We start from the raw sequence: 26,622 nt of genomic DNA on the forward strand, positions 1-26,622 counted from the left end.
ACTCCTTGGCCTGCCAATCGTAATTCTTCATATGGTCGAGAAACGTACGCATGGCGCGATTGGGAGAGGGCAGCTGGGCCTACTCGCCGCCGCAGGAGGGAAGGACCCCTCCTGCTGTTTCACGCGTCATCTTAATCCGATACTTGACGGTTCAGCGCTGAGTGCGTTTTCGAACAACGTTTTTCCTGGACCGGAAAGCCACTGTTCCACCCTCAACATGGGTCCGAACTCACGTTCGAGGGCAGCGATGTCTGCGATCCCTGCGACCACGCCGTTATCGACGAGAGCAGTCAGCCGTTTCAGAAAGTTATTCTCGCTCAGCAATTCCTCGGAAAACCGCTGGTAGTGAATAGGGCGGCCTGCCGCACGTGAGAAGGTGTCTTGCAGATCCTTGCCTGTGATGTCTTGTCCCGACAGTTCTATCACCCGGCCGGCATGGAGGTCTGGCTGGCAAAGGATCTGCGCGTTGATGCGCCCGAGGTCATGGAGCGCTATCATCTGCATCGACTGGTCCGGCTGCATGAAATATGTGAAGACTCCGGTGTTCAAACCCATTCCGGGGAGCATCATCATCTCCATGAAGCTAGCGGGGCGGGTGATTGTCGTGGCGATTGGCAAGCTGCGAACGTAGTCCTCGATGCGAGACTTGCTGTCGAAATGACCCATCCCAGTATGGCCCTTCCCCGCCGCTCCGGTTGAGGAATACACAAGATGAGCAACTCCATTGGACACCGCGCTGTCAACGACAGACTTGCCCTGCTCAACTTCCTGTTCATCTGTAAGCAAACCGGATGGGGAGCTCGTCTGCACGCTGAAAACGCCACGTATTCCGGTCATCGCGCGGTCGATCGATGCGCGATCGAACAAGCCACCCACCACCAGACTGACGCCGTGCGCGGCGAGTGACTTGGCCTTTTCGCTATAGGGGTCACGAACGAAGGCGCGAACCTCCCGGCCAGCTTCGCGCAGTGCCCGTGTCACCGCTCCCCCTTGCTGGCCTGTCGCTCCGAACACGAGAAACTCCGGCGTATTTGACATGTTAGTTCTCCTTGGTAACTTACGCAGTTACCATGTGGAACAATTGGAAAAAGCGCGCAAGACGGCACAATTTTGGTCCTCGGGCACACGAAGATAACCAATGGAAGTGAATGCAGGAGATGTAATGCCACGCGAGATAAATGGACGACCTGTGATTGAAACTCCGCGGGGACCGGTTTTGACACCTTGCGCCCCGGGCAGCGTGCTGGCTCGCCTTGGCGACAAATGGACGATCCTTGTCATCTCGATGCTTTCACTTTCCCCCGATGCACCGATGCGGTTCGGCGCCCTTCGACGCGGCATTCCCGATATCTCGCAGCGTATGCTGACGCTTACTCTTCGCAATCTTGAGAGGGATGGGCTCGTCGCACGGCACTATTACACCGAACTGCCACCACGCGTTGAATATGAGCTGACCGATCGCGGAAAATCGATGCTCAAGCCGCTTGCGGGATTCACGGACTGGATCCGCGACACATGGCAAGACATCGAAGCGTCGCGTAGCGAGTTCGATGCGGCCGAACAACGCCGGATTTAGAAGAAGCTCCGATCTGCTTCTACGCAAGCTGCTGGTCAAATCGCTTTAGGTCGAGGGCATCCTTCGCCTTCCAGTGATAGCTCCTCATGTAATCGAGAAACGCACGCATGGCTGCGCTCGGGAGGCGGCGGCTGGGGTAGTATAGAAACCAGTGCGGCAAGGTGGGGCTCCAGTCGCAGAGAAGCTCCACCAGCCGGCCGGTTTGGATATACGGCTTGGCGTAGTCATCGAAGACATGGGCGATTCCTCTGCCCGCTAGTGCAGCTTGCAGTTCGTTGTGTGCAGAACTCACCGTCAAGCGTCCAGTTGGAGTGACTTCGATCTCTTCGGTTCCCTCGTCAAAGCGCCAGGTGACGAGCGTGCCACCAGGGAAACGGCGTCTTATACAGTCGTGATCAACGAGTTCGTGCGGCGTCTGCGGCTGTCCGCACCTATTGATATAGTCAGGTGAAGCTATGATTGCATAACGAAGTGCGGGTCCAAGCGGCAGCGCAATCATGTCCTGGGCCAGCTGCTTGCCGAACCTGACGCCGGCATCGAAACCCTGTTCCACGATATCGATGACGGCCGCATCGCTGATGATCTCGATCTTCACCTCGGAATAAGCATCCATGAAGTCGAATACCAGCGGGCAGAGAAAATGATCGACGGCCGGTGCCGGCGCGTTGATCCTAAGAGTTCCGGATGGGCTATCACGCAATTCGTCGACCTCTGCGATTGCGAGCCTGATGTCGCTCAACGCGGGTGCCAGACGTTCGAGAAGACGTTGTCCAGCCTCCGTCGGGGACACGCTCCTCGTCGTTCGATTAAGAAGCCGGATACCCAGAGCCTCCTCCAGAGCGTTCATTGTTTGGCTTAACGCCGATGATGAGATCCCTCGCTCGTGCGCAGCTGCGCGGAAACCGCCACAGCGCACGATGGCCACGAACACATCGAAGCTATCCAGACGAATAGGGTCCATTGGGAAGTTTCTCTAATCAAGCTGATAAACTTACCGCAGGTTATCAGATCAATCGCCCCATGTCATGGTGAGCTTAGAGCTTATCGCCGTGCTCGATCTGCTTCCTTTAGCGGGCAGTTCGACCAGCCAAGCCAATGAAGAGTGTCCAACGTAGAAGGGAAGACCGATGAATGCCTTCACCCTCAACAGACGTGCTATCATGCTGTCCGCTGTCGCAGGCGCATCGAGCATGCTCATCCCAAGCCTGGGTGGCTCCGGCAGAGCCAACGCCCAGGCCGCGTCCCCGGTGGCCGGCAATGCCGGTCACTACCGCTTCCGCGTCGGCGAAATAAGTGCGACTGTCTTGAGCGATGGTGTGATTGGTGGCCCGCCCCGCGTCTATGCAAGCAACGCGCCGGAAGCCGAGCTTCAGGAGGTCCTGCGGCAAGCATTTCTTCCGACCGACCATATGACGCTCAACCTCAACACGCTGCTAATCGAAACCGGTGGCCGGCGGATTCTGATCGAAGCCGGAGCCGGCAAGACCATGGGCCCGAATGGCGGGCGCATCTTCGATAACCTCGCGGCAATCGGTCTCGATGCCGCGGACATCGATGCGATCGTCATCTCCCACACCCATCCCGACCATGTCGGCAATCTGAGAACCGCAGACGGTGGCAAGGCCTTTCCCCGCGCCACGGTCTTCGTTCCGAAGGCCGACTGGGACTTTTTCGTCCGCACCGATCCGGATCTCTCCTACATGCCGGTGCCGGAGGAATTCCGTCTGCGCTTCGCCGCAAACATCAAGAACAGCCTCGAGCCGTTCATGAACGATGTCGAACTTTATGAAGCCGGCGCCGAGATCGTGCCGGGTCTGACGACCATCGTCGCATCCGGGCACACGCCGGGCATGGCGACCTTCCTTGTCCATTCCGGGAGCGACCAGTTGCTACTGACCGCAGACCTTGCTTATCACCCTGTTGTCAACATCGACAGGCCCTGGCTTCCGGGCCCGGACCGCGACAAGGAGACGGCCTTATCTTCCCGCCGGCGCATCTTCGACAGGGCCGCTGCAGAGCGCATGCCCGTGCTTGGCTTCCACTATCCATTCCCCGGTCTTGGTCGGATGCTCAAGACCGATGGTGGCTACGCCTGGGTACCAGCCAATTGGCAGTTCTGACGGCTAACGAAACAGGAGCGATCTCATGGACCAGTCAAAGATCAACAGACGCAGCTTCCTTGGCACGATAAGTGCGGCGGCGACAGGGCTGGCACTTGCCACCAACGCTGCGGCGCAAACCCAGAAAACGAATGTGGTGTCGCCAGCCACTGGATCAAGCCCGGACGTGCTGACCCGCACCTTGCCGCGTACCGGCGAAAGGGTCACAGCTCTGGGTCTCGGCACTTTCCTAACCTTCGACCTGAAGCCCGGGGATCGCCGCGACGCTCTGCGCCAGGTCTTCGAACGGTACGTCGCCGCAGGCGGTCGCGTCGTCGACACGTCGCCACTCTACGGCTCGGCAGAAGTCAGTGTCGGCCAGTTCATGGGCGAGTTCGAAGGGTCCGACGAGATGTTCCTCGCCAACAAGGTCTGGTCGACAGGAGAGTATCTCGGAGACGAAAGCCACGCCGTTGAAAGCTTCCGGCAATCGCGCATGCGAACATGGCGTGAAACGATCAATCTCATGCAATGCCACAGCATCACCAATGCGCCGGTCGTCATTCCGCTGATGAGGGCATGGAAGAAAGAAGGCCTCATACGCCATGTCGGCGTGACCCATCACGAGTCGGCAGCGCAGGACCAGCTATTGGCGATCGTCCAACGCGACGACGTCGATTTTATCCAGACGAACTACTCGATCTTCAACCGGGATGCCGAGCGCCGCCTTCTTCGAGCCGCGGCCGACAAGGGCGTCGGCGTGCTCATCAACCTGCCGCTTGAAAAGGCGCGCCTGATGAAAATCGTCGAAGGACAGCCGCTTCCCGGTTTCGCCGAGGAGTTCGGCGCGACGAGCTGGGCGCAATTCTTCCTGAAATGGGTCATGGCGCACCCGGCCGTCACAAGCGTGCTCTGCGGCACGTCGAACCCCGACCACATGAGTGATAATGTCCAGGCGATGACAGGCCCGCTTCCGGACGAGCGCATGCGTGCCCGCATGGTCGCACATATGGAAACGATTCCCGGCTTCGGCTCCATCGGCACGATGCCGTGGTATCCCGGCAAAGAGAATATGTATTCCGGCCTGATCCGAGAGGCACAGGCGAATGCCGCGCAGCGCCTGCGGTAACGCCGCCTCGATTAATCCGCCATCACCTTAGAACAAATCACTGGGAGACCGACTTTGCTTTCCACGAGACGCTCGCTTCTGACGGCCTTTCTGACGCTGCCTCTCATCGACGTGGCGAGAATGAAGGCGTTCGCGCAGGCCGCTCCCGAACTCCCGCTTACTCTTGCATGTGACGATGGAGACGAACCGACCCTTGAACGGGAAGCCGGTCCATTCTTCAGGCCACACTCGCCGCTCAATCGGGATCTCTATCCGGATGCGCCCGGAGGCGAGCGAATTACCGTCGCCGGTTTCGTGCTCGACAATCGTTGCCGACCGCTTGGCGGCAGCCTCGTTGAAATCTGGCACGCCGATGAGAACGGTGACTACGACAGCGTGGGTTTCCGCCTGCGCGGACACCAGTTCACCGACACCCACGGACGCTGGTGGTTCAATACCATCGTACCCGCGCTTTATCCCGGCCGCACGCGTCATTTCCATTTCAACGCCCAGCGCCCAGGTGGGCGCGTCCTCACCACCCAACTCTATTTTCCCGGAGAGCCCAGAAACGCCGGAGACGGGCTGTTTCACGAGGCGCTACTCCTCGACATGAAGCAAACCGGTGACGGAAAGTTCGGACGGTTTGATTTCGTGATCTGACCAAGGAAGGCGGCGGGAGAGGAGAGGGTTTAATCGCCCTACGACTTTCTCAACTTGCGTTGACGTGCATTCCGCCCATTTGCGCAGTTGACAGATACAAATCGCTCTCAACGCATCTTACGGCCGCTATTGAAAATCGGCTGCGGGACGCCGTAAAGCACGACGTCCGGACAACGCGAAGGGCAAATCAGGCGTTGAAGCCGGCGTCCACACTGAGAACCGCACCGGTAATCAGACTTGCAGCCGGACCGGCCAGAAACGCCACCGCGCTGGCGACTTCACGGGGCTCGCCAAACCGGCCGAGCGACGTGAGGCTGCGCTGATAATCAGCATTCTCGCCATTGGCCGGGTTCATGTCCGTGTCCGTTGAACCGGGAAGAACAAGATTGACGGTGATGCCCTGAGGCCCGAGTTCGCGCGAAAGGCCCCGCGTGAACGACAGAAGCGCCGACTTCGACATGGCATAAGCCGTCACACCCGGGAAAGGCACACGCTCCGCCAGGGAGGAGCCGATAGAGATGATCCGGCTCCCCGATGAGAGATGCGGGATCGCCGCCTGTGAGAACAGGACGGGCGCACGAACGTTCACATCAAGCATGGCCTGCAGGTCGGCGAGTGCCAGATCCGCGGTCATGCCGGCGGTTCCGATGCCTGCGCTGTTGATTAGAATATCAAGCCCTCCAAGTGTGCCGACCGTCTGGCTGACGGCGCGACGGATGGCATCCGGGTCGGCGCTGTCGGCCTGAATGGCAAGCCCACGCCGGCCTTTTTCCTCGATAGTCTGAACGACCGATGCAGCCCTGTCTGCGGAGCGCTGATAGGTGAACGCGACATCCGCGCCATTCTCAGCCAGCGCAATTGCGATCGCGGCGCCTATTCCCCTCGAGCCGCCATTCACCAAGGCACGTTTTCCCAGCAATTCCATCATTGTTACCTTTATGCAGTGATCGATGCATAAATAGGTAGGGTCATTGCAAATTGCCGTCAACGGATTTATGCAGTGGTCGATGCAAAATTACGTTTTGACCTCTCCAGAGCATTCAGAGCCGACCCACCGCTCACGCGGCCGACCGCGGGAATTCGACCGCCAGGCTGCGCTTGCCGCCGCGACAAGACTGTTCTGGATCAAGGGTTATGAGGCTGCCTCCATCGCAGATCTAACGGAAGCGATGGGGATCGGCACGAAGAGCCTCTATGCAGCCTTCGGCTCAAAGGACGCACTCTATGCGGAGGCCCTCCGATATTACTACACGACCTACGAGGGGTTGGTCTGGACGCGCTTCAGGGCTGCTTCGACCGCGAGAGACGCAGCGCTGGTATTTCTTCAGGATTCCGCCATCGCCATGACCGGTGGAGATTGCGATCTGCCCCACGGGTGCATGGCAACGCTCGCCGCTGTAGGCAGCGAAGGACACTCCGAACTGGGCGAACTCATGCGAGTGACTCGTGCAGGGGGTTTCGATCTCCTCAAAGCGCGCTTCGACCGAGCGAAGAACGACGGTGATCTAAAGGCCACGGCAGATACGACCAAACTGGCGAGGTTCGTGCAGACAGTCCAAAGCGGCATGGCAATCCGCGCCCGCGATGGAGCGGACCGCGCCGAACTGCACGCTGTGGCGGAAATTGCGCTTTCCGGCTGGGACAATATCACCGGCAACATCGATCACAGGATGCAGGGCAAGGCTTGAACTCTTTGGCCGAGTGCTGAAGGAACGCGTCGGGCTGTGATGGAATGTCCGGTGCCTGCCGGATTCAGCCGGAACAAGAATAGCCATGCAGGTCGAGCTGCTGCTGGCTAGGATGGATTTTTCTGACCATCGAACAACAGATCCTGATGCGCCGGTTCGAATGCCCTGCGCGGTCTTCGTCGACTGATGCGATAGACGGCCGCGGGTGGAATATTGGCGAGGGTGCATCCGATATACGTTGCCTTCAGGCCCAGACGGTCAAGCAAGGGTCTGGCGATCGGACATTTCGGGCCGTAAGTGAATTGGTAGAATGCTCCACCATAGCGAAGATGCGAAAATGCGCCCTCCAGGATAGCATGCACTTTACGCGTCGACATCGACAGAAGAGGAAGGCCACTTACGACGGCACCTACAGGCGCCAATGCTTGCAGCGACACCTTGCTCAATTTGGCAGCATCCATCTCAATGATTCTTGCAGTCGGAAAACGAAGGCTAAGCTGCGTCGCGAAGTCAGCGCCATATTCGATCAGCACGAGGTTTTCTTCAGCGACACCTTGATGCAGCAAGGCCTGTGTGAAAACGCCTGTCCCCGGGCCCAGTTCAATGACTGTGCCCTTCTCCGCAGATATCTCGGCTGTCATGAGAGAAGACAGCGCACGCCCTGACGGTGTAACGGAGGCGACCCGGAGGGGAGCGGAAAGCCACGCTCGAAAAAACAAAAGCGCATCAGCAGTCCTATTCGTCATCGCTTGCTGGCTCCCGGATTCAGGCGCATCGAATATCCTCGCTGAAGCCGCCACACCAAGGCTGCGAGTACTTCCGCGACAACAAGCAGGACCAGTATTTTCAGGGCGAGCGCGGACGAATTGATGCCAGGAATGGCCAGCACAGCCAGGTAGCCGGCCGCGATGAACAAGCCGTTCCACAGAACGATGCCGACTGCTATGCCGGATACAAACCGCAGCGTATTCGTGCCTAAAAGCCCGGCCGCTACGGGCGAGATCAACCGCACGGTGGGAATGAGTTGCGACAGGATCGTGAGCGCTCGTTCCCGGGCACGCAGGGAGGACAATGTCCAGTCGATGCGTGGCTGGGATAGACCCACCCATCTGCCGGCCGAGTGGAGAAGCCCTACAGACCTTTTTCTTCCGACAGCGCGTACGAGAAGATAGAGACCGAGGGCGCCCATAAAACTCCCGACCGTAGTCGCGATGACAGCGGTGTGGAGGGACCAGACATCGTCATCGGCCGCAATGCCTATGGCAACGAGAACCCCATAGGAGGGGAGGGCAGGCAAGAAGCGTTCCGCCAGCCCGATCGCAAACAGCCCGAATATGCCGTATACCGCAATCCAGTCGACAAGGTTTCCGAGCGGGTCCATATCTCACCCCTCCCGTCTGATCGTTGTCGCGTCCAGACCGGAGAGCTCGGGAGGAGGAACTTGTGCATCGAACGATATCCCCGTCAGCCTTTCCGAAATCTCCCACAGCTTATGCGCCACATGCTTCTCCAGCGCCTGTCGCGGGAGCTGCGCTTCTGTCGGGTGTCCACGGGTTTCGCCCAGTTTATCGGGGCCGTAATAGCTGCCGCCACGGGCTTTTGGAGATGTCGCCGCGAACAAGGTCGGCAGCGCGCCTTGCGAAACCGGCTGGAACAGAAACCACATGAACGACCTGAGGAGGCCTTGAGCGCTGCGGCGACCGGGGCCGTTGTGAAGCAGATCTGTGCGCGATATTCCCGGGTGTGCTGCGATACTGGTAATACCCCAGCCCGCTTCTTCGCTCCGTCGTTGCAGTTCGAAAGCAAACATCAGACATGCCAGCTTCGACTGACCGTAGACAGGCATGGGCTTATAGCCCCGCTCCGCTTGCAGATCGTCGAAGTTGATCGCGACGTTTGCGCCTCGCACAGCAATGCTGGAAAGCGTCACGACGCGCGGGTCTTGTGCCCGCATGAGCAACGGCAGGAGGTAGCCCGTCAGAGCAAAATGGCCGAGATAGTTGGTGCCGAACTGCAGCTCGAATCCATCCTTGGTCGTCTTTCGCGCTGGCGGCGTCATGACGCCAGCGTTGTTGATAAGAACGTCGATATGGTCGCGCGTTTCTTTCAGTCTTGTGGCCAGAGCTTCGATCGACGCGAGGTCAGCGAGGTCAACAGTCTCCAGTGCGACCGATGCCTGGGGCGCCTTTTCCTTGATGCGCCGAATAGCGTCGGCACCTTTCGTCGGATTGCGCCCTGCGATAATCACGTCGCCACCGGCTCGGGCCAGCGCAAGCGCGTCTTCGAAGCCCAGACCGCCGGTTCCGGTGATCAGGATCGTCCGGCCCTTTTGAGACGGCATATCGTCAAGTGTCCACGGTTGTGACATCATCAAATCCTTTTGTTTCTGGTGGGGCAAGATCGCCCGCCGAAGACGCATTGTTCGGGACACGTCTTCGGCGGACAGAAGGTCGCCATGGGGTGAGGCGACCTTTCACGGATCCGGAGCCGGGGCGCTTCCGGGTCCGAGCCTATTCGATGGCGGCGATACTTCGCCGAGGGGCGGCCTTGCCGCGACCTCGCGCGTTCGCTGCATCCAGGCCGGATATTCCGGAGCGATCTTACTGACAGCCTCCAATTCGATGACCTCATCCGCACTGAGCGTGACTTCCGAAGCTCCGACACTGTCATCGAGCTGAGCGATCGTCTTCGCACCGACGATGACGCTTGTGACGTGCGGCTGGTGCAGCAGCCACGCCAGCGCAATCCTTGCAACGCTGACACCCTTGTCGGCGCCGATGCGTTCCATCACATCGATCACGTCATAAGCTCGATCCATGGCGACCGGCGGAAAATCGAAAGTTGTCCGCCGGCTACCTTCCTCGCCCTGCTTGTCGCGGCCGAACTTGCCGCTAAGCAGCCCGCCTGCAAGCGGGCTCCAAACCAGAAGACCGAGTCTTTCGGCCTTGATGAGCGGAACGATTTCCCGCTCGATATCGCGGCCTGCGAGGGTGTAGTAGTTTTGCGAGGTGGCGATCTTCGCGATCTGAAGGCGCTCGCTGTGGCCCAGCGCCCGCGCCATCTGCCAGGCCGACCAGTTCGACACGCCGACATAACGAACCAGACCCTGCTGGACCAGCGCATCCAACGCAGCAAGGCTTTCCTCGATCGGAGTTATGTTATCGACGTTATGAAGCTGGTAGAGATCGATGTAATCGACCTGTAGTCGCCTTAGACTGGCCTTGACGCTATCCAAGATGTGGCCCCGGGAATTGCCGGCGTCGTTTGGCCCTTGGCCCATGGGCCCGCAGACCTTGGTTGCGATAACCACGTCCTCTCGTCGGACACCCAGGTTTTTGAGTGATCTACCGATCATCTCTTCCGATACGCCATTTGAATAGATGTCGGCGGTATCGATAAAGTTGATCCCGTGCTCAAGTGCGCGGGCGATCAGAGCCTGAGCGTCGTCTTGCTGGACGTTACCCATATTAGCCCAGATCCCCTTGCCGCCGAACGTCATGGTGCCCAGGCACAGCTCCGAGACAAAAAGGCCCGTGTTTCCTAATGTGATGTATTTCATGACGAGCGTGTCCTGAGAGAGGGTCCGGTTGCGAACCCGCTGCGGCGCATGTACGCCGCAGCGGGCATCATCAGGCGATTCCGCCATTCGCGAAGACGTTTTGACCATCGATCCACGCCCCGTCCTGCGAGCAGAGAAGGCCTATGACATTTGCGATATCCTCTGGCTGGCCCAGCCGACGAAGCGGGGTTGCTTCCGGTATGCCGCGAAGCGCCTCTTCCCCGTGCTGACGCAAGAGTTGGGTATCGACGGCGCCTGGCGATATCGCATTGACCGAAATGTTGCGACCGCCCAACTCCTTGGCAAGAACGCTGGAGTAGATCTCCTGCGCCGCCTTGGTTGCGGCATAGGCTGCCGTGCCGGGAGGACTCATTTTGATGATACTTGAGCTCAGGCTGATGATCCGGCCACCATCGCGGACGCGTCGTGACGCCTCGCGCAGCACGTTAAAGCTCCCTTTGATATTGGTGGCCATCATCCGGTCAAAGGCCTCGTCGGTCATCTGACTGAAAGGACCGACGTTCATGATGCCGGCATTATTGACGACGATATCGACGCCACCGAAGGCTTCGTCATTAGCGTCGAAAAGTGCGTTGACGGCAGCCGGATCCGCCACATCTGCCTGGCGAACGATGGCACGGCCGCCAGCGGTCTCGATATCGCGAACGACCTGCTCGGCAAACTCGCGATTGGTAAGGTAGTTCACAGTCACGGCGAAACCATCCCGCGCCAGACGCCGGGCGGTGGCTGCACCAATGCCGCGGGAAGAGCCGGTAACGATCGCGCCACGCTTGTCACTTGGTTGGGCGATAGCGCCAGTATCGGACGATTGGGCCGATGCGATGCCGCTCATGGCGATAGCGGATGGCACGGCTGCCGCGAGGGCGAGGAATGTGCGCCGGGAATTGTCTGTGTTGGACATTGGAACATCTCCTAAGAAGTTTCGAATGGTTCAGCCTGCAACGGCGGTTTGCGGTCAGGGTTGGCGAAGCAAGGCGCCAACTCTTTGGTTTGCAATGAGGAGAGTGATGCCTGCCAGGACGGTCGAGAAAGGCACGATCAACAAGCCGAGGCCGAGGCCGTTTGAAATATCGGCTGCGCTGGCAGCATCGCTGACAACGCCAACGATCAGAGGGCCAAGTGCGGGGCCGAGGAGGCCGCTTCCGATCATGACGAGGCTGGTCGCCTGTGCCTGACGTCCAGGACCGGCGATCAGATGCGCGGCTCCGAAGCCCCAGGGCAACATGAATGAAAATGACAGCATTCCGGGCACGAAGAGCGCAATGGACATCCAGCCGGTCGGTGCAAACAGCGCCGCAGTTGTCGTTACACTGGCGATCAGGAACAGAATTGCCGGCGGGTCGAGCACCTTGCCGGAGCCTGAGCGAACAGCAAAATCAAACCAGCGTCCACCGCCCAATGTACCGATGATCCCCATCAATCCTTGCAACATGCCGAACGAAACACCGACCTCTGTCGCGGTAAAACCGTGGGTGCGGATCAGAAAAGGCATGGAGAAGGCATAAAAAGGCGCTCCTGCGAAGCCCAGGAAAACGGCGCCGGTGAACAACCAGCGGAACACCGGGGACGACAACAGGTCAAGGCTGGTTCGCAGAAAGGGTTCGTCGCGAGAGGCTGTACCTGGAAGCGGAGGGGTGGGGCCGGCAACAAGAATGGTCAACAATCCGATCAAGATGCCGATGGCTCCAGCACCGATCAAAACGACGCGCCAGCCGAAGACATCCGCAATCGCGCCGCCTGCCGCAAACCCCACCATCGTGCCTAGGGGGATACCCATTGCGAACAGACCGATTGCAAGACCGCGCCGCTCAGGTCCGATTTTGCGGACGATGAGAGCATGGCCAGCCGGGACGGCGCCAGCCTCTCCGAATGCGACACCGAAGCGTGTGAGGGCCAGGAACATGAAACTGGCTGCAAAACCACCGAGTGTGGTCATGACACTCCAGACCAGGACGCAGGACACCAGTACGAACCGGGGTGATCCCCGATCTGCTGCACGGGCAAGCGGCAATGAGAGAAGTGCGTAGCAAACCGCGAACGCAAGCCCGGTGAGTAGGCCTACCTCGGTGTCGGTCAGCGACAGGTCCGTTTTGATTTTTTCGGCCAGGATAAACGGCAGTATTCGATCGATCTGTGAGAACGCGTTGACCAGGAGAAGCACGATGCATATGGCGGCCATTCGCAGGCCTCTTGCGTATTCCCGGCTGGAGGCAATGGGCGGCGCTCGTGTCTCTGACGCGTCTATTGACCGGGCGACAATTTCTGTCATCTTGGGGTCACTCCTCGCTTGGTTGCACCCTTAAGCTAGATGGAGTGTCCAATGACCAGAATGCCCGAACCTTCAAGAAACTTGCCTATTCCTGCAGGAGAGGCGATGATGCCGGCGAGGAGCCACGTCTTGCCGTGGCCCCTGAAGCAACCGGAGCCCCGCTTGAATACGCCATTGCTCTCTGCCGTCACCGCCTACATCGAAGACCAAGGTGGCGGGCAAGGCCTGTTCCCGACGGCCATAGAAGGCTTCAATATCGTCCGCTCGTTTCAGTCGATGATGCCTATGCGCAACATCTATCGGCCGTCGCTATGCGTCGTGCTGGAAGGGGCGAAGGAGTTGCAGTTTGGCGATGAACATCTCAACTACCGCAGCATGGAGTGCTTGGTCGTCAGTGTCGGCGTCCCGGCGACCGGAAGGATCGTGGAGGCCAGTGCTGGAACGCCTTATGTCGGCGTCATGGTCGATTTCGACGTGGCAACCGTGCGGGAAGTCCTCGAACAATTGGATATACCGCCAGCGCAGTCGGACACGACCGGTCCTTGCGCTTTTATCGCCAAAGTGGATCAACCACTAGCCGATTGCATTCTCCGCCTGGTTCGACTTCTGGCAACTCCGAAGGCGATTCCGATCCTGGCGCCTTCGATCGTGCGCGAGATTTGCTATTGGCTGTTGAGCGGCCCGCATGGCGGCGAGATCTGCAAACTTGCCTGTCCGGAGTCAAACATCGAACGTGTGGTAAGGGCCGTATCCCTTTTGCACACCAACTTCGCGGAAACTTTGCGCGTCGATCAGTTGGCCGATGTTGCGCGGATGAGCCCGTCTTCGTTTCACCAGCACTTCAAGGCACTGACCTCGATGACGCCGCTCCAATTCCAGAAGCAACTACGGCTGTTGGAGGCGCGCCGCCTCATGGTCACGAAAGCCGCCAATGTTGCCGAAGCTGCGTACAAGGTCGGGTATGAGAGTGCGTCGCAATTCAGCCGAGAGTATTCAAGAACTTTTGGAATCGCGCCTAAACAGGATGCTCTAAACCAACAGCGCCTCCACAGTGAATATGCGAGCCGCACCATTCGATCCGCGTGATCTCAACAGGAAGCGGTTGCGGCTAAGGTGCAAACGGGTCGAGCTGAGCCGACACCTCTGGTTCCTAGGCCCAATCGGTCCAGACAGGCAAGAGCCATATCCAACTGGCGCAGGATGAAAAACGAGATCGTAGGTCGATGTATCTGGCGAGGACATCAGGACGTTCTGACAAAAGCGTTGTTGCCCGAAGCTGCGCCGGACACTTCCGAAGCTTGGTTCTTGCGCATTGGTCAAAACGCGTCGATCGACTTTATAACGCGGCGGTCGAGAGGCCTCTTTGATCCGATGCAGGGATGACGCCGCAGCTGTGAAAATTACCTGTAAGGTACAAGTCTCGGTGCAATCAGGCCCCCGCAACCAAATTCCATACCAATTCAATGGGCTCCGAGATAAATCGGAGCCCTCAGACCGCTGACAAACCCGCCGAAAATATCGACGGGTTTGTCAGCGGTCTGAGGCGCCCAAACGGGCGGCTTTTTTGTTGCCGACGCGGCAATAGCTCAGGGCTCCGAGGAAAACTCGCAGCCTCGCAGCCCTTTCTGCGTTCAAAAAAGCTCCTCCGCGTAGGTGTCGAGGAACTCTTTATGTTTCGTAACCGACCAATTGGCACCTGCTCGAAATCATCGAATTTGATGACCTGCACTGAACCAATTCCGTGCGCTATCCCGCTCTATCGAACGCGAGCGAGCGGAATTCCGCTTGCATTCGTCCCCTGAATAATGTAGCGGAATTCCGCATATCTACCATCAAAGAGCGGTATTCCGCATGGCGCACACGATTTTCAATATCCTCGGCACGCAACTGCACGAAGCCCGGGTCCGACGCGGCCTGAGTCAACCACAACTGGCCATGCGGGTCGGGCGAGATCGAGCGCGGATCTCCGAACTTGAGCGCGACCTGAGCGGTGACCGATCGGGCCGCGATCGGCTCACTCTATTCGCCGAGATATGCGATGCGCTTGATCTTGTTCCCGTTCTCGTTCCCCGCTCTCGCGCCCTTGAAGTCCGTGCCTTGGTCAGTGAGACCGACAAAGAGGAGCGACGCGCGCAACCCGGCCGCACGGCTTTCGACGAATTGTTCGTCGATCTCGGCGCCGAGGATGAGGGCGAACGCTGATGCCGAAAAAAGAGCCCGCTATCCTTGGCGTCCATCTTCTCGATTATGCGCGTGGGCCGGTCCGGGTCGGCACATTGACACGAGACGGGGATGGAGGCGTCGTGTTCTCGGTTGCAGAACCGTATCTCAGAGACACCCAGCGCCCTAACCTGAGCCTCGGCTGGTATGATCCGGACAGCGATAAAAACACCCGTGCCCGGCTTGCCTATCGCGGAGACAAGATCGGTCTGCATGGAACATTGCCTCCATGGTTTGCCGGATTGCTGCCTGAGGGCGCCCTTCGCGAACTGGTTCTCAATGAAATGGGACCCGGGGACCATGATCAATTCGACGTCGTAACTCGGCTTGGTGCCGACCTGCCGGGAGCAGTCCTGATCACTCCAGAAACCGGCGTGCCGCCCTCGATAGGTCCGTTTGAGATGGAGACGGTCGCGGGCTTCCAGGCGCCGTTGCCGGAGGGCGCCGTGAAATTCTCCCTGGCCGGCATCCAGCTCAAGTTCACCGCCAATCCCGACGGCGATCGCCTCACGGCACCGGGCAGGGGCGATACTGGCCGCTGCATCATTAAGGTCGCGAGCGAGCGATTTCCCGGCCTGCCGGAAGCAGAATATGGCGCCATGCGCCTGGCGGAAATGATCGGCGTTCATACTGCCAAATGTCGCCTTGTCTCGCGCGACGCGGTGGTAAGCGTATCCGCTCACTTCCTCGAGCACGGCAAAAGCGTCCTGGTCGTTGATCGCTTCGATCGAACGCCTGCCGGCGAGCGCCTCCACATCGAGGATGCCGGACAGATCATCGGTGCGGTCGGAGATCGCAAATATACGATGGCCACGACAGAGACCGTCCTCAATATGGTGCGTCGCTTCAGCACCGATCACCGAGACGATATTCTGGAGGCGGTACGCCGCGTTGTCGCGGATGTGCTGCTTGGAAATGGCGACAATCATCTCAAGAACTGGTCATTCTGGTTTCCCGAGCCCGGCCAAATACGCCTCTCGCCAGCCTATGATATCGTCCCGACAGTCCTGTTCATGTCGGGGGATACAATGGCGCTACGCTTTGTCGGGACTCATAATTTCGAGAATGTGAATCTGCGTCGCTTCGAACGGGTCGCGAGCTTCTTGCGCGTCGATCCGAAATGGATCGTTGATGAAGTCAGATCCACCGTCGCGCGCGCCCTCGAACTATGGCCAGACCGCGCCACCGAGTTCTTAGGCGAGGAATGGGCGAAGCTAATCATGGATCGGCTGTCGACGCTCCAGCTCGTTCGCGAGGTGAGGGGCTAGACCCGCCGGCGAAGCCTGCGTGTTGCGCAACGATGGTTTGCGTGCCGCCCGCAACCAACGCTTACAAAACACAGAAGATATTGAGACACGTCATAGAAGCTCCTCCGCGTAAGCGTCGAGGAGCTTTTTGCGTTCGGGCACAAGAAGCGAACGAGCCGAGCCGTTGTTCCGGGCGTAAGGCCTTGGTCCTAGGTTGCGCAAATTTCACTCTTGTTCACACAGCTGTCAGCTCTGCCTCTTACGCAGATCGCCAGGCTGCTCCAATGAGGTGAAATATATGCGATCTTGGCTTTACATGTTTGCGGCTCTGGCCGTCCGTGTCCTCTCTGTCCGCGACCACAGTGAAGGTGACGGAGGGCGGCGAAGGCGGAGCTCCGATGACCCTGAAGCTCGATCAGCCGACAGTGAAGGCAGGGCAGAGGGTTCCGCTCCAATAGATGCATCCGTGGATACCGGCGGGCGAGTTGCCGGTATCCACAGCCGGCTCTTCGGAAATCTTATCATCAGTTCCGGTATCAAATCCCGTTCAGGCAATTGTCAGGCAAGAGGCAGACAAGGACGCATGGCGACAGAAGCCATGTCGTCGAAGCTGGTGGTTGAAACACAGGAATTATGAACATGGCCTATCAAGCCGTACCGCTCGGCCGCGCCAGCGCCAGCTGGACCTTCTTCCTCGTGGCCTTGACCTGGCTGTTGCTGCTTTCCATTTTTCATGCATTCCCGGCGATGGATATTGCAGCCTCGTCATTCTTCTTCCGGGGAGCGCTTTGCGGGGGAGGTGCGGAATGCGGCAGCTTTGCCTTCGGCCGCTATGAATCCATCAAATTGCTGCGCTGGGCTCTGTATGTTTTGCCATACATCGCGGCCGTCGCGATCGTGATCGCCGTCACCGCGGGAAGCCTGTCCAAATCGATTGCGGCGAAAATGCCGATGCGGCGCCTGTGGCTCTCGCTCGCCACTTTGGGCCTCAGCACGGGATTGATCGTCAACCTGCTGCTGAAGAGCCATTCGGGGCGACCCCGCCCGATTCAGACCACCTTTTTCGGCGGTCACATGGACTTTATGCCGGCCGGATCGTTTCTCGGTCAATGTACGAGCAACTGCTCCTTCGTGTCTGGTGAGGCATCGGGAGCCGGCTGGTTACTGTGCCTGATCTTCCTTCTGCCGCCGAAGGCAAGGCTCTGGTTCGGCCGGCCGGTTGCCATTGCTTCAGTTGCGACCGCAGTCCTGCGCGTGGTGGTCGGCGCCCATTATATCTCCGATGTAATCCTCGGCTTTTTGATGCCGATCGTCGTTTTCTCCGGCTTGACCGCGCTCGAACAGCGCATTCTCACTCCCGCCAGATGACCGGTGATACTCACACAGAACAATGTTTGACTGTCCTTTGAGGCTTGGTGCACGCCGGATTATTTACCCATCTTCCGCCGCCAGGGATTCCGACATTTCATCAACACGCCATGAAAATGCCAGCGAGTATATTCGCGCCTTGATCCGGCAGGATTTGCAGAACCGCGATGAGGCATGGAAAGCCTTGCAAAAGGAACCAGCCCCACCAACCGAAGGGAAGTAGTCATGGCGGAAAGGACCTTCCATTCGCTGGGAGCAATCAGGTTGTGCCGGGCGACCCACTCGATCGGTACGCGGGAAGGGGGCCTTTTATCTCTTCACTTCGCAGCCCTTCGCGGTATAATTAGACATTGCTAAAATAGAAATGGAATGGCCGTCAAAACCGAAAGCCTTCGGTCTTTGGGCCGGGATCAAGTATGGGGGTCGAACATGCTTAGCGGCTTTAGCAGGGCCTGCGCGCTAATCCTTTTGTCAGGGAACTTCGCTTTCGCCCAATCGGATCAGATAGAACCAAACGCTGGAACGTGGAAAACGTGGGTAATCACGTCGGGCAAAGACTTCCGAGTCCCGCCCCCACCGGATACTTCCGCAACCGAGTTGGAGCAGGTCCGCGGACTTGTCGCAAAGAACGATGCGCAGGTCGCCGCCAAGATCACGTTCTGGGACGCCGGCTCGCCGGGCTATCGATGGATCGACCTGGTCAACCACCGTCTTCTCGTAAACCAGACGATCCCCAATGCGCATCGCGTCTACACCTATTTGACAATGGCGGTCTACGACGCCACCGTCGCGGCTTGGGAGTCGAAATACTTCTACAATCGCGCCCGCCCGAGCGAGGTGGATACGACACTGCCGACTGCGCTGCCTACGCCTCGCAGTCCCGGTTATCCATCTGAACACGCGGCAGCCGCCGCCGCCGCCGCGACCGTTCTTGCCTATTTCTTTCCGGACGAGGCGTCGTCGTTCCAGGCGATGGCCGAAGAAGCCGCACAGTCGCGTGTGCTTGCCGGTGTCCAGTTCCCAAGCGACTCTTCCGCCGGCCTGGCACTGGGGCGACGCGTGGCAGAGCAAGTGATTGCGCTGGCAAAGGCCGATGGCTCCGATACCGTCTGGACCGGCACGGTGCCGACCGGGCCGTGCATGTGGGTCGGAAGCAAACCCGCCAATGCAAACATGCCAAATTGGAAACCGATTCTGCTCGAGGCAGGCGATGAATTCCGGCCACCGGCTCCGCCCGACTGCAAGTCTGCGGCCGTGAAGGCGGAGACGGAGGCAGTCCGGCAGTTTGAGCGAAAATTCTCCAACAACTACAAGGCGTTCTACTGGCAAAGCCCATCCGGCCTGTTCACCGACTGGTATGACTATGCCAGTAAGTGGATGTTCGAGGACAAGACGGATTCGAACCCGCCGCGCGCCGCACGGGCTTACGCGATGCTCGCAACGGTCTACTACGACGCCTACATTGCAAGCAATGACGGGAAATACGCTTATTGGTACCTGCGACCCAACATGCTTGACCCGAGCATCACTCCCCTGTTCGCAGTGCCCGCCCATCCCAGTTATCCGTCGAACCACTCCACGTTGTCGACTGCCCGATGCGAGGTGCTGGCCTACCTGTTCCCCGACCGGGCGGAGTTCATCCGCGCGGTCGGCAAGGAGGCGGGCGATTCCCGCGTGTGGGCCGGCATCCACTATGAAATGGACAACCAGGCCGGTGCCGCACTTGGCAAAGCGGTCGCCGGGAAATTCATCGAGCGGGCAAAAAAAGACGGGTCAGACTAGCGGAAGGGAGGAGGCCGGTTTGATCCGTTTGCCAGCGGATGACCGCCGGCGCCTTCTCCTGAAAATGTCGCAATCGCAAGCGAGGGGTTCTCGGTCGAACGTTCCGTTCACTCAGCAGCCGACGTGCGAGACGATGCAGATGCGGCGCGTCTCATGGCCATTGCTTTCCCAGTATGTATGCGTTTTGGCGATCAAGGGATCGTCCATTGCCTCGGATTGCGCCTGCAGCTCTTCCAGGCCTGAATTGATGAGGTCAAGACCCGTGGCCGTTTTTTAGTCGTGAGTTAACCAGCGCAGAACACAATGAAAGAAGCACGCCCGCATCTTCTCCGCCTTCGACATTTGACCCATCGTGATCTGGAGGTGGCTTGCGGCATAGATGACACGAGCTTTTGTCACAATGGCCGCTTCATCGCGGCCGCCAGGCCCGCGAGGCTGCGCTCGCCATGGCGGAGTTGGCGGTAGACGAAGCTATCTCTATCGGGCTAGATAAATTGCGTCCGCTGGGGTGGTTCGGTAAGGACACACGTTCCACGGCGAAGCGCAAAGCGGTGCTGCAGTTGAACTTCCGTACCGAAATTACAAATCTCTGAGCAATCAGGTCCCCGCAACCCCGGACTTCGAGCTCGCCCCCCCTCGACGATTTAGCCCACGCGCTGCTTCTGGCCGACTGGTCGAGCGTTCACGGCTATCTCGGGCTGGTCGGCAAGTTTTCTCGGATCGCCGAACGGCGATATCGTTCTTGCCGATGTGCTGCGTGCGCTAAGGCCAGATAGGCGATGATGGAAGCTGGCGCACCGGCTGAACGCCCGCCTACACAGGTCTATTGGGTCGCGATGCTATGGACCCCAGGCGGAAGCCTGATGCGGCGCTGCGTCGCAACGAGGGCAGGGCGGCCCTCCGTGGCGATGCGCCAGACTTCGACAGCGCCGGCGGGTGATGCGTTTTCGCTTCTGTACCGATGGACGCCGACAAGGACGTGGCGTCCGTCGTGATCGAACGCCAGGCCCTGGGGTAGAACTCCCGAGACCGGCCATTCGCCGTGATGCGTCAGTCGCCCGGTTTCGCTGCTGATTTCGTAAAGACTGAGCGAAGCTTCCTTGGTCCAGTCCGGCGAGCCGTCCGGCTTTCCGGTTCCGCGCAGGTTGGACGTGACAAGGAAACGTCCATCAGGGCTGAAGGCAATTGTTTCTGCGCCCCAGCCGCTGACAGCGATGTGGGGCACCGTATGCCGTGCCGCATCGCCGGAAGTGCCGACATCTGCGAGCCTGACCGTCGTCAGGATTCCTTCTCGCACGCCGTAGAACCCCTCGGTGTCGATCCCCCATTGCAGGTCGGACGTAACGTAGTAGCGGCCATCCGGCGAGAAACAGCCGACGAAGGGAAACTTGTTTGTCTGAACGCGATTGCCCCACGGCCGGATCTCCGAGACGGCCCCGTTCTGGGTTCGTATGACCTCGTAGAAGGCGACCTGATTGCGATCGACCAGGTTGACGGCGATGTACCGTCCGCTCGGGTGCCAGCGCACCCAGGTCGATTTCAGGGGAATAAATCCCGTTGACGGTTCGAGGTTAAGACCGAAGCTGGTGACAGTTCCGAAATGGCCGCCGTCGAGAGAAACGAAGGCGAGTTCGCGGTCGGCATCGACGGTTATCGCGACGATGAGGTCGCCGGACGGGCTGACCTCGATGGCCTGCGGTTGAGCGCCGACCCGCACACTGTCGATGATCGTTGGCTGCTCGCGGTCGAGCTTCACCGAACGGATCGTGTCGCCTTGCGGTAGTTCATCAAGTCGCGTTGCGCCCTCGGGTCGCGGGCGGAAGGTCTCCGCCACGAAGGCGAAATCTCCATTCGGCGAAATATCGAGAGCGCCCGGCGGGCCGTAGGTCGAGTTGGATATTTCCATTTGCGTCACCTGTGGCGTTCCGCTCTGCGGAGAGGTGATGATGGATAACATGTCGTTGTGCTCGGCGTCTGGAGGCCCGAGTTCACCAGTTTCGTACACGGTCGGCACCATGTCGGTATCCGAGAGGACAAGGACCGTGTGGGCTTCGGTCGCGGAAGCTTCCGCAGACGCGATGATGGGCATCAATCCAATCGCCAACGCGGCAAAGCTTGGACGGGTTCGCATGACATCAACCTCTGTTTTGTTTGATCTTGACCGCCTTTCTCCCATTGCCAACATCAGTCGTCCAATCGATATTGGATATACGAATATCGCTCAAAGTAATATTCATAAGCCATCGGAGGTTCACCATGAAGCTCGCCGCAGTCGATCTGAACCTGCTTGTCGCCTTTGACGCTCTGCTGAGCGAAGGGAGCGTCAGCGTTGCAGCGGCGCGGATCGGATTGAGCCAACCCGCCATGAGCAAGCGGCTGGCGCATTTGCGGCAGCTTTTTGCCGACGATCTCTTCGTCCGTAGCGCCGATGGCGTGCGCCCAACAGAAAAGGCGCTTGACCTTGCTGATCCGATCCGCGCGGCGTTGCGCCAGATCGAGGACACTTTGGGCGGGCTCGGACGATTTTTGCCGGAGCGGTCGCAGCGGGTTTTCAGAATTGCGACAACGGATCACGTAACAGTCACCCTGATTCCCGACTTGATGGCGACCTTGCGAAGGATTGCGCCAGGGATCTCCCTCGTGATCCGAAGCCTTCATCGCCAGGAGGTGATCGACCAGCTTGAGAAGGGATCAGTCGATCTTGCGATTACGATCCTGCCGGATGCTCCGACCAGCATAAAGCGGGCGAGTCTCTTTCATGTGGACTGGATTTCGCTCGTATCGGCCTCACACCCCGAAATCACCGATGAACTGACGCTAGGCCTTTTCCTCAAGTATCCGCATCTTCTGGTCACCCATGTCGGTGATCTCAAGGGCTATATCGATCGCATGCTGGATGATCGCGGCATGAAGCGATACGTCGCGATGAGCCTGCCTTACGCACTGGCAGTGCCTGCGATCATTGCACGCACCGACATGATCTGCACCCTCTCAGCCAACCTGATCGATTTGGCCAGCTGGCCCGATATACGGTCTTTTCCTGTGCCGTTCGAATATTCCGGATACGAGGAGACGATGCTCTGGCACCGTCGGAACGACAGTGATCCGGGCCATAGCTGGCTGAGGCGTACACTGCTGGAAGTGAGCGAAACCGTGGAGCGGCGCGCATAGGGCGTCCTCGGCACAAAGCTGTTCCACTTGGTCTCCTGCGCCCGGACAGGGGCAAAATCGACAAAGGCCCTCAGCGTGGGCAGCAGAGAGTTTCGTTTCGGATAATAGAGGAAGAGGCCCGGTGACTCGATCGCGCGATCGCTGAGAACGCCGATCAGCCGCCCGGCAAGTCGCATCCCTGTCCTGCACGGCGCTCATCACGTCGATGTTGCACGGTGACCTTTCAGTGTCCGGACCGGCCATGCTTCTTCACCGGCCCAACTCCTGTTCGCAGATCCGGCACATCGGAAATCCGGTCAAACCTGACAGCGTGGGATCGCGCGCCTTGTAGAGCTGCGCGACGCAGGGACTCAAGCTGACCGAGTACGACAACATCGAAGCTGTTTTCCATGGATAGCGGCCACAACGGCGGCACATCGTCACCATAGACAAAGCCGAACTGCTGAGCCACCCAAGTCAGCCCGCTTGTGCGAAGCTCGCTCTCAGCGGCGAGCTCGCCGGCAGGATAGTGGCTCGTGTCAGTTACGAAGCTGCTTATAAGTCATGCTTTGTATGCGGATATGTTCGCGCATCACCGTCTCGGCTTTTCGCGCATCGTGTGCCTCGAGTGCCTCGAGTACCTGTCGATGCTCCTTCATTGAACTCGTCAGGCGGTCAGCGACCGTAAGTTGTGCCTGCCGGAAGGGGCGGAGGCGCCGCTGCATGTCGCGGGTCTCCTCTGCCAGGAAACCGTTTCCCGTGGCGTCATAGATGATGCCGTGAAACGTCTCGTTTTCCTGGTAGTACTGTCGGTAATCCTGTATCGAGAGGGCGCGGTCGCAACGCAGTGCTGCCTGCCGCAGCAGCATGACCTGTGCCGTCGTTATCCTTTGTGCAGCAAGCTTGGCGCACCAGGCTTCCAACTCGGCCATGACTTCGAACATCTCCACGAGTCGGACGAAGTCCGGCGTGCGCGCGAATGTTCCGCGATTGGGATGAAAGACGGCCAAGCCCGAGCTGGATAGCAACTGCAATGCCTGCCTCAGCGGTGTGCGCGAGACGCCGAATTCTCTCGCAAGGCTCACTTCATCAAGCCTTTCGCCATCCTTGAACCTTCCATCTGCAATCATCGCTTCAAGACGTTCATAGATTAGATCTGCGGTAGATGTCTTCGTGGTCATCGCGCCCTCACCATGCTTCATCCTTTATCAGAGCGAGACGAACATTGCATCGGTTCCCGCCGTATTGCACTCACTTGTAAATAATTGTGTACAACATCAAAAAAATGCCTACAATTAATACAAACATAAAAATGCATAAAAATAGAGCAACAATAAAGGGAACGCTATGAAACATGTCATTGCCCTTTCGGCATTTCTTCTGCCCGCCTGCCTGGTATCCACCCAAGCCTCCGCCGGTAAAGCCGACGATGTCCTCAACATCGCATTCTCCAAGGAGCTGGAACACGTTGATCCCTATTACAACACGGCCCGCGAAGGGGTCCTTCTCGGTTATGCCGTTTGGGACGCGCTGCTTTATCGTGATACGGCCACGGGCGAGTACAAGGGAAACCTCGCGACGGAATGGAAATGGGTCGATGCTACCACGCTCGAACTGAAACTTCGGCAGGGCGTAAAGTTCCAGAACGGCGAAAGCTTTGATGCCGATGACGTTGTCTTTACATTGAATTACGCCGTCGACCCGAAAAACGGCACGAAAGCTCAGGCAAATACCAACTGGATCAAGTCGGCTGAGAAGGTCGATCAGTTCACGGTGCGCATCCATACCAACGGACCGTTTCCGGCTGCATTGGAATATCTTGCGGGCCCGATCGTTATCCAGCCCAACGAATACTATCAGGCCGTTGGTCAGCAGGGCGTCGCCCTGAAGCCGATCGGGACAGGGCCTTACTCTGTTGAAAGCGTCGAGCCGGGCCGCCACTTTGTGTTGAAGCGCAATCCCGACTATTTCGCTGCGGCCAAGCCGAAGGCGTCAATCGGCACGATCGATATCCGCACGGTGCCGGATGCCAATACGCAGATGGCTGAACTGTTCAATGGCGATATCGACATCGTCTGGGGTGTGCCATCCGACCAGGCCGACAAAATGGCGACCGTCGGTCAGTTCCAAGTGGTGAACGCACCGACCATGCGTGTCGGTTACCTCAGCTTTGATGCCGCCGGCCGCACGGGCGATAGTCCGATGAAAAACCTCAAGGTCCGTCAGGCGGTCAATATGGCGATCAACCGCCCGGGCATCATCGACGCTTTGATGAAGGGTACGACCAGGGTCATCAACAGCGCCTGCGCGCCAGACCAGTTCGGCTGCGAGCAAAACGTGATGGTCTATCCCTACGATCCGGCAAAGGCCAAGGAATTGCTCACAGAGGCGGGCTATCCGAACGGTTTCAGTATCGATTTCTACGCCTATCGCGATCGTCCCCTTGCCGAGGCGATGATCGGCATGCTCGCCGAAGTCGGCATTACCGGTAAGCTGAATTACATGCAGTATGCCGCACTTCGCGAGAAGCGGATCAAGGAAGGCGCGCCCATTTCCTTCATGACCTGGGGCTCGAACTCGCTCGCAGACATTTCGGCGATCACCAGCGCGTTCTTCCGCATGGGCGGCGAGGACGATGCGCGCGATCCAGAGGTTGCAGGCCTGCTGGAAAAGGGGGATAGCTCGACCAACCCGGACGAGCGCAAGGCCGCCTATTCCAAGGCGCTGTCGGTCATCGCCGACAAGGCCTATTGGACACCGCTCTGGGTCTATTCGACCAATTACGTGATGGGCGCCGACGTCAACTTCAAGCCAACGCCGGACGAGATCATCCGCTTCTACGACATTAGCTGGAAATAAGTTGTCTCGGCAGCGTCCGGGCTGGCCATGCTGGTCCGGTCGTGCGACCGGCTGAAGACCATCTTCTCGTCCCGCAGCGCGATCAAAAGGGTGCTTCGTGTTCAAATTTATCCTGGCGAAACTCGGGTTGGCGTTGCTCGTCGCGCTGACGGTCTCCTTCATCAGCTTCATCCTCCTCTATCTGGCCGGCGACCCTGCGGTGTCGATCGCCGGGGAAAACGCTACCGCCGAGGTAATCACTGCGGTGCGCCAGCAATACGGTTTCGACCGTCCGCTGATCACGCAGTATCTGGACTGGCTGATGCGTGCCCTTTCGGGCGACTTCGGCATGAGCTATTATTTCCGGGTGCCGGTCGCCGACATGATCGCTGAGCGTCTCCCGGTGACGATGGCCATCGGCGGCCTCGGCATGCTGTTTGCGCTCATCGTCGCCATCCCGATGGGCGTGCTGGCTGCCGCGTTTCCCAATACCTGGATCGACCGCGCCGCGATTGGGATCGCCGTCGTCGGCCAGGCGATCCCAAGCTTCTGGTTCGGTCTCATTCTGATTGTCGTCTTCTCGGTCAATCTCGGGATGCTTCCGGCCTCTGGTACCCGCACCTGGACGGGCTACATCCTGCCGATGGTCGTGCTCGGCTATTATGCGATGCCGGCGATCATGCGGCTCACCCGTGCCGGCATGATGGAAGTGCTGGCAGCAGACTATATCCGAACGGCGCGCGCCAAGGGGCTGAACTGGCGCATCGTGATGTTCAAGCATGCGCTGCGCAATGCCATCATCCCGGTCGTCAGCCTGGCCGCCGTCCAGCTCGGCTTCATGTTCGGCGGCTCGGTCATCGTCGAGACCGTGTTTGCGCTGCACGGCGCGGGCTTCCTGGCCTGGGAATCCATCTCTCGCAATGACCTGCCGACCATGCAGGCCCTGATCCTGATCTTCTCGATGTTCTACATCGGCCTCACCTTCCTGGCAGACATCCTGAACGCCTGGCTCGATCCGCGCTTGAGGAGCAACTGAC

At 58.9% G+C, this 26,622-nt stretch carries 24 protein-coding genes and 2 pseudogenes; 15 read left to right on the forward strand and 11 right to left on the reverse strand.

Annotation, left to right across the window (positions count from 1 at the left end; translation table 11 throughout):
* Window positions 1-126: 126 nt before the first annotated feature.
* A complete protein-coding gene (locus BLP23_RS17510) occupies window positions 127-1,038 on the reverse strand; it encodes an NmrA/HSCARG family protein (protein WP_092586167.1) in 912 nt (303 codons plus the stop codon).
* A gap of 124 nt (window positions 1,039-1,162) precedes the next feature.
* On the opposite strand from BLP23_RS17510, the gene BLP23_RS17515 reads away from it, so the two are divergent.
* A complete protein-coding gene (locus BLP23_RS17515) occupies window positions 1,163-1,576 on the forward strand; it encodes a winged helix-turn-helix transcriptional regulator (protein WP_092586467.1) in 414 nt (137 codons plus the stop codon).
* 19 nt (window positions 1,577-1,595) lie between these two features.
* On the opposite strand, the gene BLP23_RS17520 is transcribed toward BLP23_RS17515, so the two are convergent.
* Complete coding sequence (locus BLP23_RS17520; protein ID WP_092586168.1) at window positions 1,596-2,537, reverse strand: LysR family transcriptional regulator; 942 nt, start codon at window positions 2,535-2,537, stop codon at window positions 1,596-1,598.
* 166 nt (window positions 2,538-2,703) lie between these two features.
* Between BLP23_RS17520 and BLP23_RS17525 the strand changes: the two genes are divergently transcribed.
* The 3 genes from BLP23_RS17525 to BLP23_RS17535 are packed head-to-tail and all read left to right on the forward strand — an operon-like array spanning window position 2,704 to window position 5,443.
* The gene (locus tag BLP23_RS17525; protein ID WP_092586169.1) at window positions 2,704-3,696 is read left to right on the forward strand and encodes an MBL fold metallo-hydrolase; all 993 of its coding nucleotides are present in this window, start codon (window positions 2,704-2,706) and stop codon (window positions 3,694-3,696) included.
* A 25-nt stretch (window positions 3,697-3,721) separates the two neighbouring features.
* The gene (locus tag BLP23_RS17530) at window positions 3,722-4,804 is read left to right on the forward strand and encodes an aldo/keto reductase (protein ID WP_092586170.1); all 1,083 of its coding nucleotides are present in this window, start codon (window positions 3,722-3,724) and stop codon (window positions 4,802-4,804) included.
* 54 nt (window positions 4,805-4,858) lie between these two features.
* Entirely contained in the window at window positions 4,859-5,443 is a 585-nt protein-coding gene (locus BLP23_RS17535) for a dioxygenase family protein (RefSeq protein WP_092586171.1), read from the forward strand.
* Window positions 5,444-5,630: 187 nt separating this feature from the next.
* Here BLP23_RS17535 and BLP23_RS17540 read toward each other — a convergent pair whose 3' ends face one another.
* Window positions 5,631-6,371, reverse strand: a complete 741-nt coding sequence (locus tag BLP23_RS17540; RefSeq protein WP_092586172.1) for an SDR family NAD(P)-dependent oxidoreductase — start codon at window positions 6,369-6,371, stop codon at window positions 5,631-5,633.
* Between the two features lie 79 nt (window positions 6,372-6,450).
* On the opposite strand from BLP23_RS17540, the gene BLP23_RS17545 reads away from it, so the two are divergent.
* A complete protein-coding gene (locus BLP23_RS17545) occupies window positions 6,451-7,131 on the forward strand; it encodes a TetR/AcrR family transcriptional regulator (protein WP_233426749.1) in 681 nt (226 codons plus the stop codon).
* 107 nt (window positions 7,132-7,238) lie between these two features.
* On the opposite strand, the gene BLP23_RS17550 is transcribed toward BLP23_RS17545, so the two are convergent.
* The 6 genes from BLP23_RS17550 to BLP23_RS17575 all read right to left on the reverse strand — a co-directional run bounded on the left by BLP23_RS17550 (window position 7,239) and on the right by BLP23_RS17575 (window position 12,980).
* On the reverse strand, window positions 7,239-7,877 hold the full coding sequence (locus BLP23_RS17550) for a class I SAM-dependent methyltransferase (RefSeq protein ID WP_092586174.1): 639 nt from the start codon (window positions 7,875-7,877) through the stop codon (window positions 7,239-7,241).
* A complete protein-coding gene (locus BLP23_RS17555; protein WP_092586175.1) occupies window positions 7,874-8,512 on the reverse strand; it encodes a DedA family protein in 639 nt (212 codons plus the stop codon). The genes BLP23_RS17550 and BLP23_RS17555 overlap by 4 nt, the downstream gene beginning before the upstream one ends.
* A 3-nt stretch (window positions 8,513-8,515) precedes the next feature.
* Window positions 8,516-9,499: an oxidoreductase gene (locus tag BLP23_RS17560; protein ID WP_092586468.1), complete on the reverse strand. Its 984-nt coding sequence runs from the start codon at window positions 9,497-9,499 to the stop codon at window positions 8,516-8,518.
* Window positions 9,500-9,604: 105 nt separating this feature from the next.
* Window positions 9,605-10,690, reverse strand: a complete 1,086-nt coding sequence (locus tag BLP23_RS17565) for an aldo/keto reductase (RefSeq protein WP_092586469.1) — start codon at window positions 10,688-10,690, stop codon at window positions 9,605-9,607.
* 70 nt (window positions 10,691-10,760) lie between these two features.
* Window positions 10,761-11,612: an SDR family oxidoreductase gene (locus BLP23_RS17570; RefSeq protein WP_092586176.1), complete on the reverse strand. Its 852-nt coding sequence runs from the start codon at window positions 11,610-11,612 to the stop codon at window positions 10,761-10,763.
* A 54-nt stretch (window positions 11,613-11,666) separates the two neighbouring features.
* Window positions 11,667-12,980 carry an MFS transporter gene (locus tag BLP23_RS17575; RefSeq protein WP_092586177.1) on the reverse strand — a complete coding sequence of 438 codons (1,314 nt, stop codon included), beginning with the start codon at window positions 12,978-12,980 and terminating at the stop codon, window positions 11,667-11,669.
* 162 nt (window positions 12,981-13,142) lie between these two features.
* Between BLP23_RS17575 and BLP23_RS17580 the strand changes: the two genes are divergently transcribed.
* From BLP23_RS17580 to BLP23_RS34595, 7 genes and pseudogenes are all read left to right on the forward strand, one after another.
* Entirely contained in the window at window positions 13,143-14,066 is a 924-nt protein-coding gene (locus BLP23_RS17580) for an AraC family transcriptional regulator (protein ID WP_092586470.1), read from the forward strand.
* A 765-nt stretch (window positions 14,067-14,831) separates the two neighbouring features.
* Complete coding sequence (locus BLP23_RS17585; RefSeq protein ID WP_092586178.1) at window positions 14,832-15,182, forward strand: helix-turn-helix transcriptional regulator; 351 nt, start codon at window positions 14,832-14,834, stop codon at window positions 15,180-15,182.
* Window positions 15,182-16,468, forward strand: a complete 1,287-nt coding sequence (locus BLP23_RS17590) for a type II toxin-antitoxin system HipA family toxin (protein ID WP_092586179.1) — start codon at window positions 15,182-15,184, stop codon at window positions 16,466-16,468. The genes BLP23_RS17585 and BLP23_RS17590 overlap by 1 nt, the downstream gene beginning before the upstream one ends.
* A 618-nt stretch (window positions 16,469-17,086) precedes the next feature.
* Window positions 17,087-17,815: a phosphatase PAP2 family protein gene (locus BLP23_RS17595; RefSeq protein WP_092586471.1), complete on the forward strand. Its 729-nt coding sequence runs from the start codon at window positions 17,087-17,089 to the stop codon at window positions 17,813-17,815.
* Window positions 17,816-17,924: 109 nt separating this feature from the next.
* Window positions 17,925-18,020 (forward strand): annotated as a pseudogene (locus BLP23_RS35120) (transcriptional regulator); the annotation flags it as partial.
* 164 nt (window positions 18,021-18,184) lie between these two features.
* Entirely contained in the window at window positions 18,185-19,597 is a 1,413-nt protein-coding gene (locus BLP23_RS17605) for a phosphatase PAP2 family protein (RefSeq protein ID WP_233426751.1), read from the forward strand.
* Window positions 19,598-19,939: 342 nt separating this feature from the next.
* Window positions 19,940-20,073: pseudogene (locus tag BLP23_RS34595) on the forward strand (MYG1 family protein); the annotation flags it as partial.
* A 347-nt stretch (window positions 20,074-20,420) separates the two neighbouring features.
* On the opposite strand, the gene BLP23_RS17610 reads toward BLP23_RS34595, so the two are convergent.
* Window positions 20,421-21,728, reverse strand: a complete 1,308-nt coding sequence (locus BLP23_RS17610) for a lactonase family protein (protein ID WP_167363920.1) — start codon at window positions 21,726-21,728, stop codon at window positions 20,421-20,423.
* 125 nt (window positions 21,729-21,853) lie between these two features.
* Here BLP23_RS17610 and BLP23_RS17615 point away from each other — a divergent pair, with 125 nt between their 5' ends.
* On the forward strand, window positions 21,854-22,768 hold the full coding sequence (locus tag BLP23_RS17615) for a LysR family transcriptional regulator (protein ID WP_092586183.1): 915 nt from the start codon (window positions 21,854-21,856) through the stop codon (window positions 22,766-22,768).
* A 518-nt stretch (window positions 22,769-23,286) separates the two neighbouring features.
* Here the strand turns inward: BLP23_RS17615 and BLP23_RS17620 are convergent.
* Window positions 23,287-23,928, reverse strand: coding sequence for a GntR family transcriptional regulator (locus tag BLP23_RS17620; RefSeq protein ID WP_092586472.1), 642 nt, complete (start codon window positions 23,926-23,928; stop codon window positions 23,287-23,289).
* Between the two features lie 166 nt (window positions 23,929-24,094).
* Here BLP23_RS17620 and BLP23_RS17625 point away from each other — a divergent pair, with 166 nt between their 5' ends.
* Together BLP23_RS17625 and BLP23_RS17630 are read left to right on the forward strand one after the other, a co-directional pair.
* Window positions 24,095-25,606: an ABC transporter substrate-binding protein gene (locus BLP23_RS17625; RefSeq protein ID WP_092586184.1), complete on the forward strand. Its 1,512-nt coding sequence runs from the start codon at window positions 24,095-24,097 to the stop codon at window positions 25,604-25,606.
* 97 nt (window positions 25,607-25,703) lie between these two features.
* Window positions 25,704-26,621 (forward strand): ABC transporter permease, encoded by a 918-nt coding sequence (locus BLP23_RS17630; RefSeq protein ID WP_092586185.1) that lies wholly within the window; start codon window positions 25,704-25,706, stop codon window positions 26,619-26,621.
* The last annotated feature ends 1 nt before the right edge of the window (window position 26,622 follow it).

The organism is Rhizobium mongolense subsp. loessense, from assembly GCF_900099775.1.
GTDB lineage: Bacteria > Pseudomonadota > Alphaproteobacteria > Rhizobiales > Rhizobiaceae > Rhizobium > Rhizobium loessense.

Bases quoted from the DNA above. Each gene is read 5' to 3' on its own strand.
- BLP23_RS17510 (WP_092586167.1), bottom strand. From the start codon at position 1,038: ATGTCAAATACGCCGGAGTTTCTCGTGTTCGGAGCGACAGGCCAGCAA.
- BLP23_RS17515 (WP_092586467.1), top strand. From the start codon at position 1,163: ATGCCACGCGAGATAAATGGACGACCTGTGATTGAAACTCCGCGGGGA.
- BLP23_RS17520 (WP_092586168.1), bottom strand. From the start codon at position 2,537: ATGGACCCTATTCGTCTGGATAGCTTCGATGTGTTCGTGGCCATCGTG.
- BLP23_RS17525 (WP_092586169.1), top strand. From the start codon at position 2,704: ATGAATGCCTTCACCCTCAACAGACGTGCTATCATGCTGTCCGCTGTC.
- BLP23_RS17530 (WP_092586170.1), top strand. From the start codon at position 3,722: ATGGACCAGTCAAAGATCAACAGACGCAGCTTCCTTGGCACGATAAGT.
- BLP23_RS17540 (WP_092586172.1), bottom strand. From the start codon at position 6,371: ATGATGGAATTGCTGGGAAAACGTGCCTTGGTGAATGGCGGCTCGAGG.
- BLP23_RS17545 (WP_233426749.1), top strand. From the start codon at position 6,451: ATGCAAAATTACGTTTTGACCTCTCCAGAGCATTCAGAGCCGACCCAC.
- BLP23_RS17550 (WP_092586174.1), bottom strand. From the start codon at position 7,877: ATGACGAATAGGACTGCTGATGCGCTTTTGTTTTTTCGAGCGTGGCTT.
- BLP23_RS17555 (WP_092586175.1), bottom strand. From the start codon at position 8,512: ATGGACCCGCTCGGAAACCTTGTCGACTGGATTGCGGTATACGGCATA.
- BLP23_RS17560 (WP_092586468.1), bottom strand. From the start codon at position 9,499: ATGTCACAACCGTGGACACTTGACGATATGCCGTCTCAAAAGGGCCGG.
- BLP23_RS17565 (WP_092586469.1), bottom strand. From the start codon at position 10,690: ATGAAATACATCACATTAGGAAACACGGGCCTTTTTGTCTCGGAGCTG.
- BLP23_RS17570 (WP_092586176.1), bottom strand. From the start codon at position 11,612: ATGTCCAACACAGACAATTCCCGGCGCACATTCCTCGCCCTCGCGGCA.
- BLP23_RS17575 (WP_092586177.1), bottom strand. From the start codon at position 12,980: ATGACAGAAATTGTCGCCCGGTCAATAGACGCGTCAGAGACACGAGCG.
- BLP23_RS17585 (WP_092586178.1), top strand. From the start codon at position 14,832: ATGGCGCACACGATTTTCAATATCCTCGGCACGCAACTGCACGAAGCC.
- BLP23_RS17590 (WP_092586179.1), top strand. From the start codon at position 15,182: ATGCCGAAAAAAGAGCCCGCTATCCTTGGCGTCCATCTTCTCGATTAT.
- BLP23_RS17595 (WP_092586471.1), top strand. From the start codon at position 17,087: ATGGCCTATCAAGCCGTACCGCTCGGCCGCGCCAGCGCCAGCTGGACC.
- BLP23_RS17605 (WP_233426751.1), top strand. From the start codon at position 18,185: ATGGCCGTCAAAACCGAAAGCCTTCGGTCTTTGGGCCGGGATCAAGTA.
- BLP23_RS17610 (WP_167363920.1), bottom strand. From the start codon at position 21,728: ATGCGAACCCGTCCAAGCTTTGCCGCGTTGGCGATTGGATTGATGCCC.
- BLP23_RS17615 (WP_092586183.1), top strand. From the start codon at position 21,854: ATGAAGCTCGCCGCAGTCGATCTGAACCTGCTTGTCGCCTTTGACGCT.
- BLP23_RS17620 (WP_092586472.1), bottom strand. From the start codon at position 23,928: ATGACCACGAAGACATCTACCGCAGATCTAATCTATGAACGTCTTGAA.
- BLP23_RS17625 (WP_092586184.1), top strand. From the start codon at position 24,095: ATGAAACATGTCATTGCCCTTTCGGCATTTCTTCTGCCCGCCTGCCTG.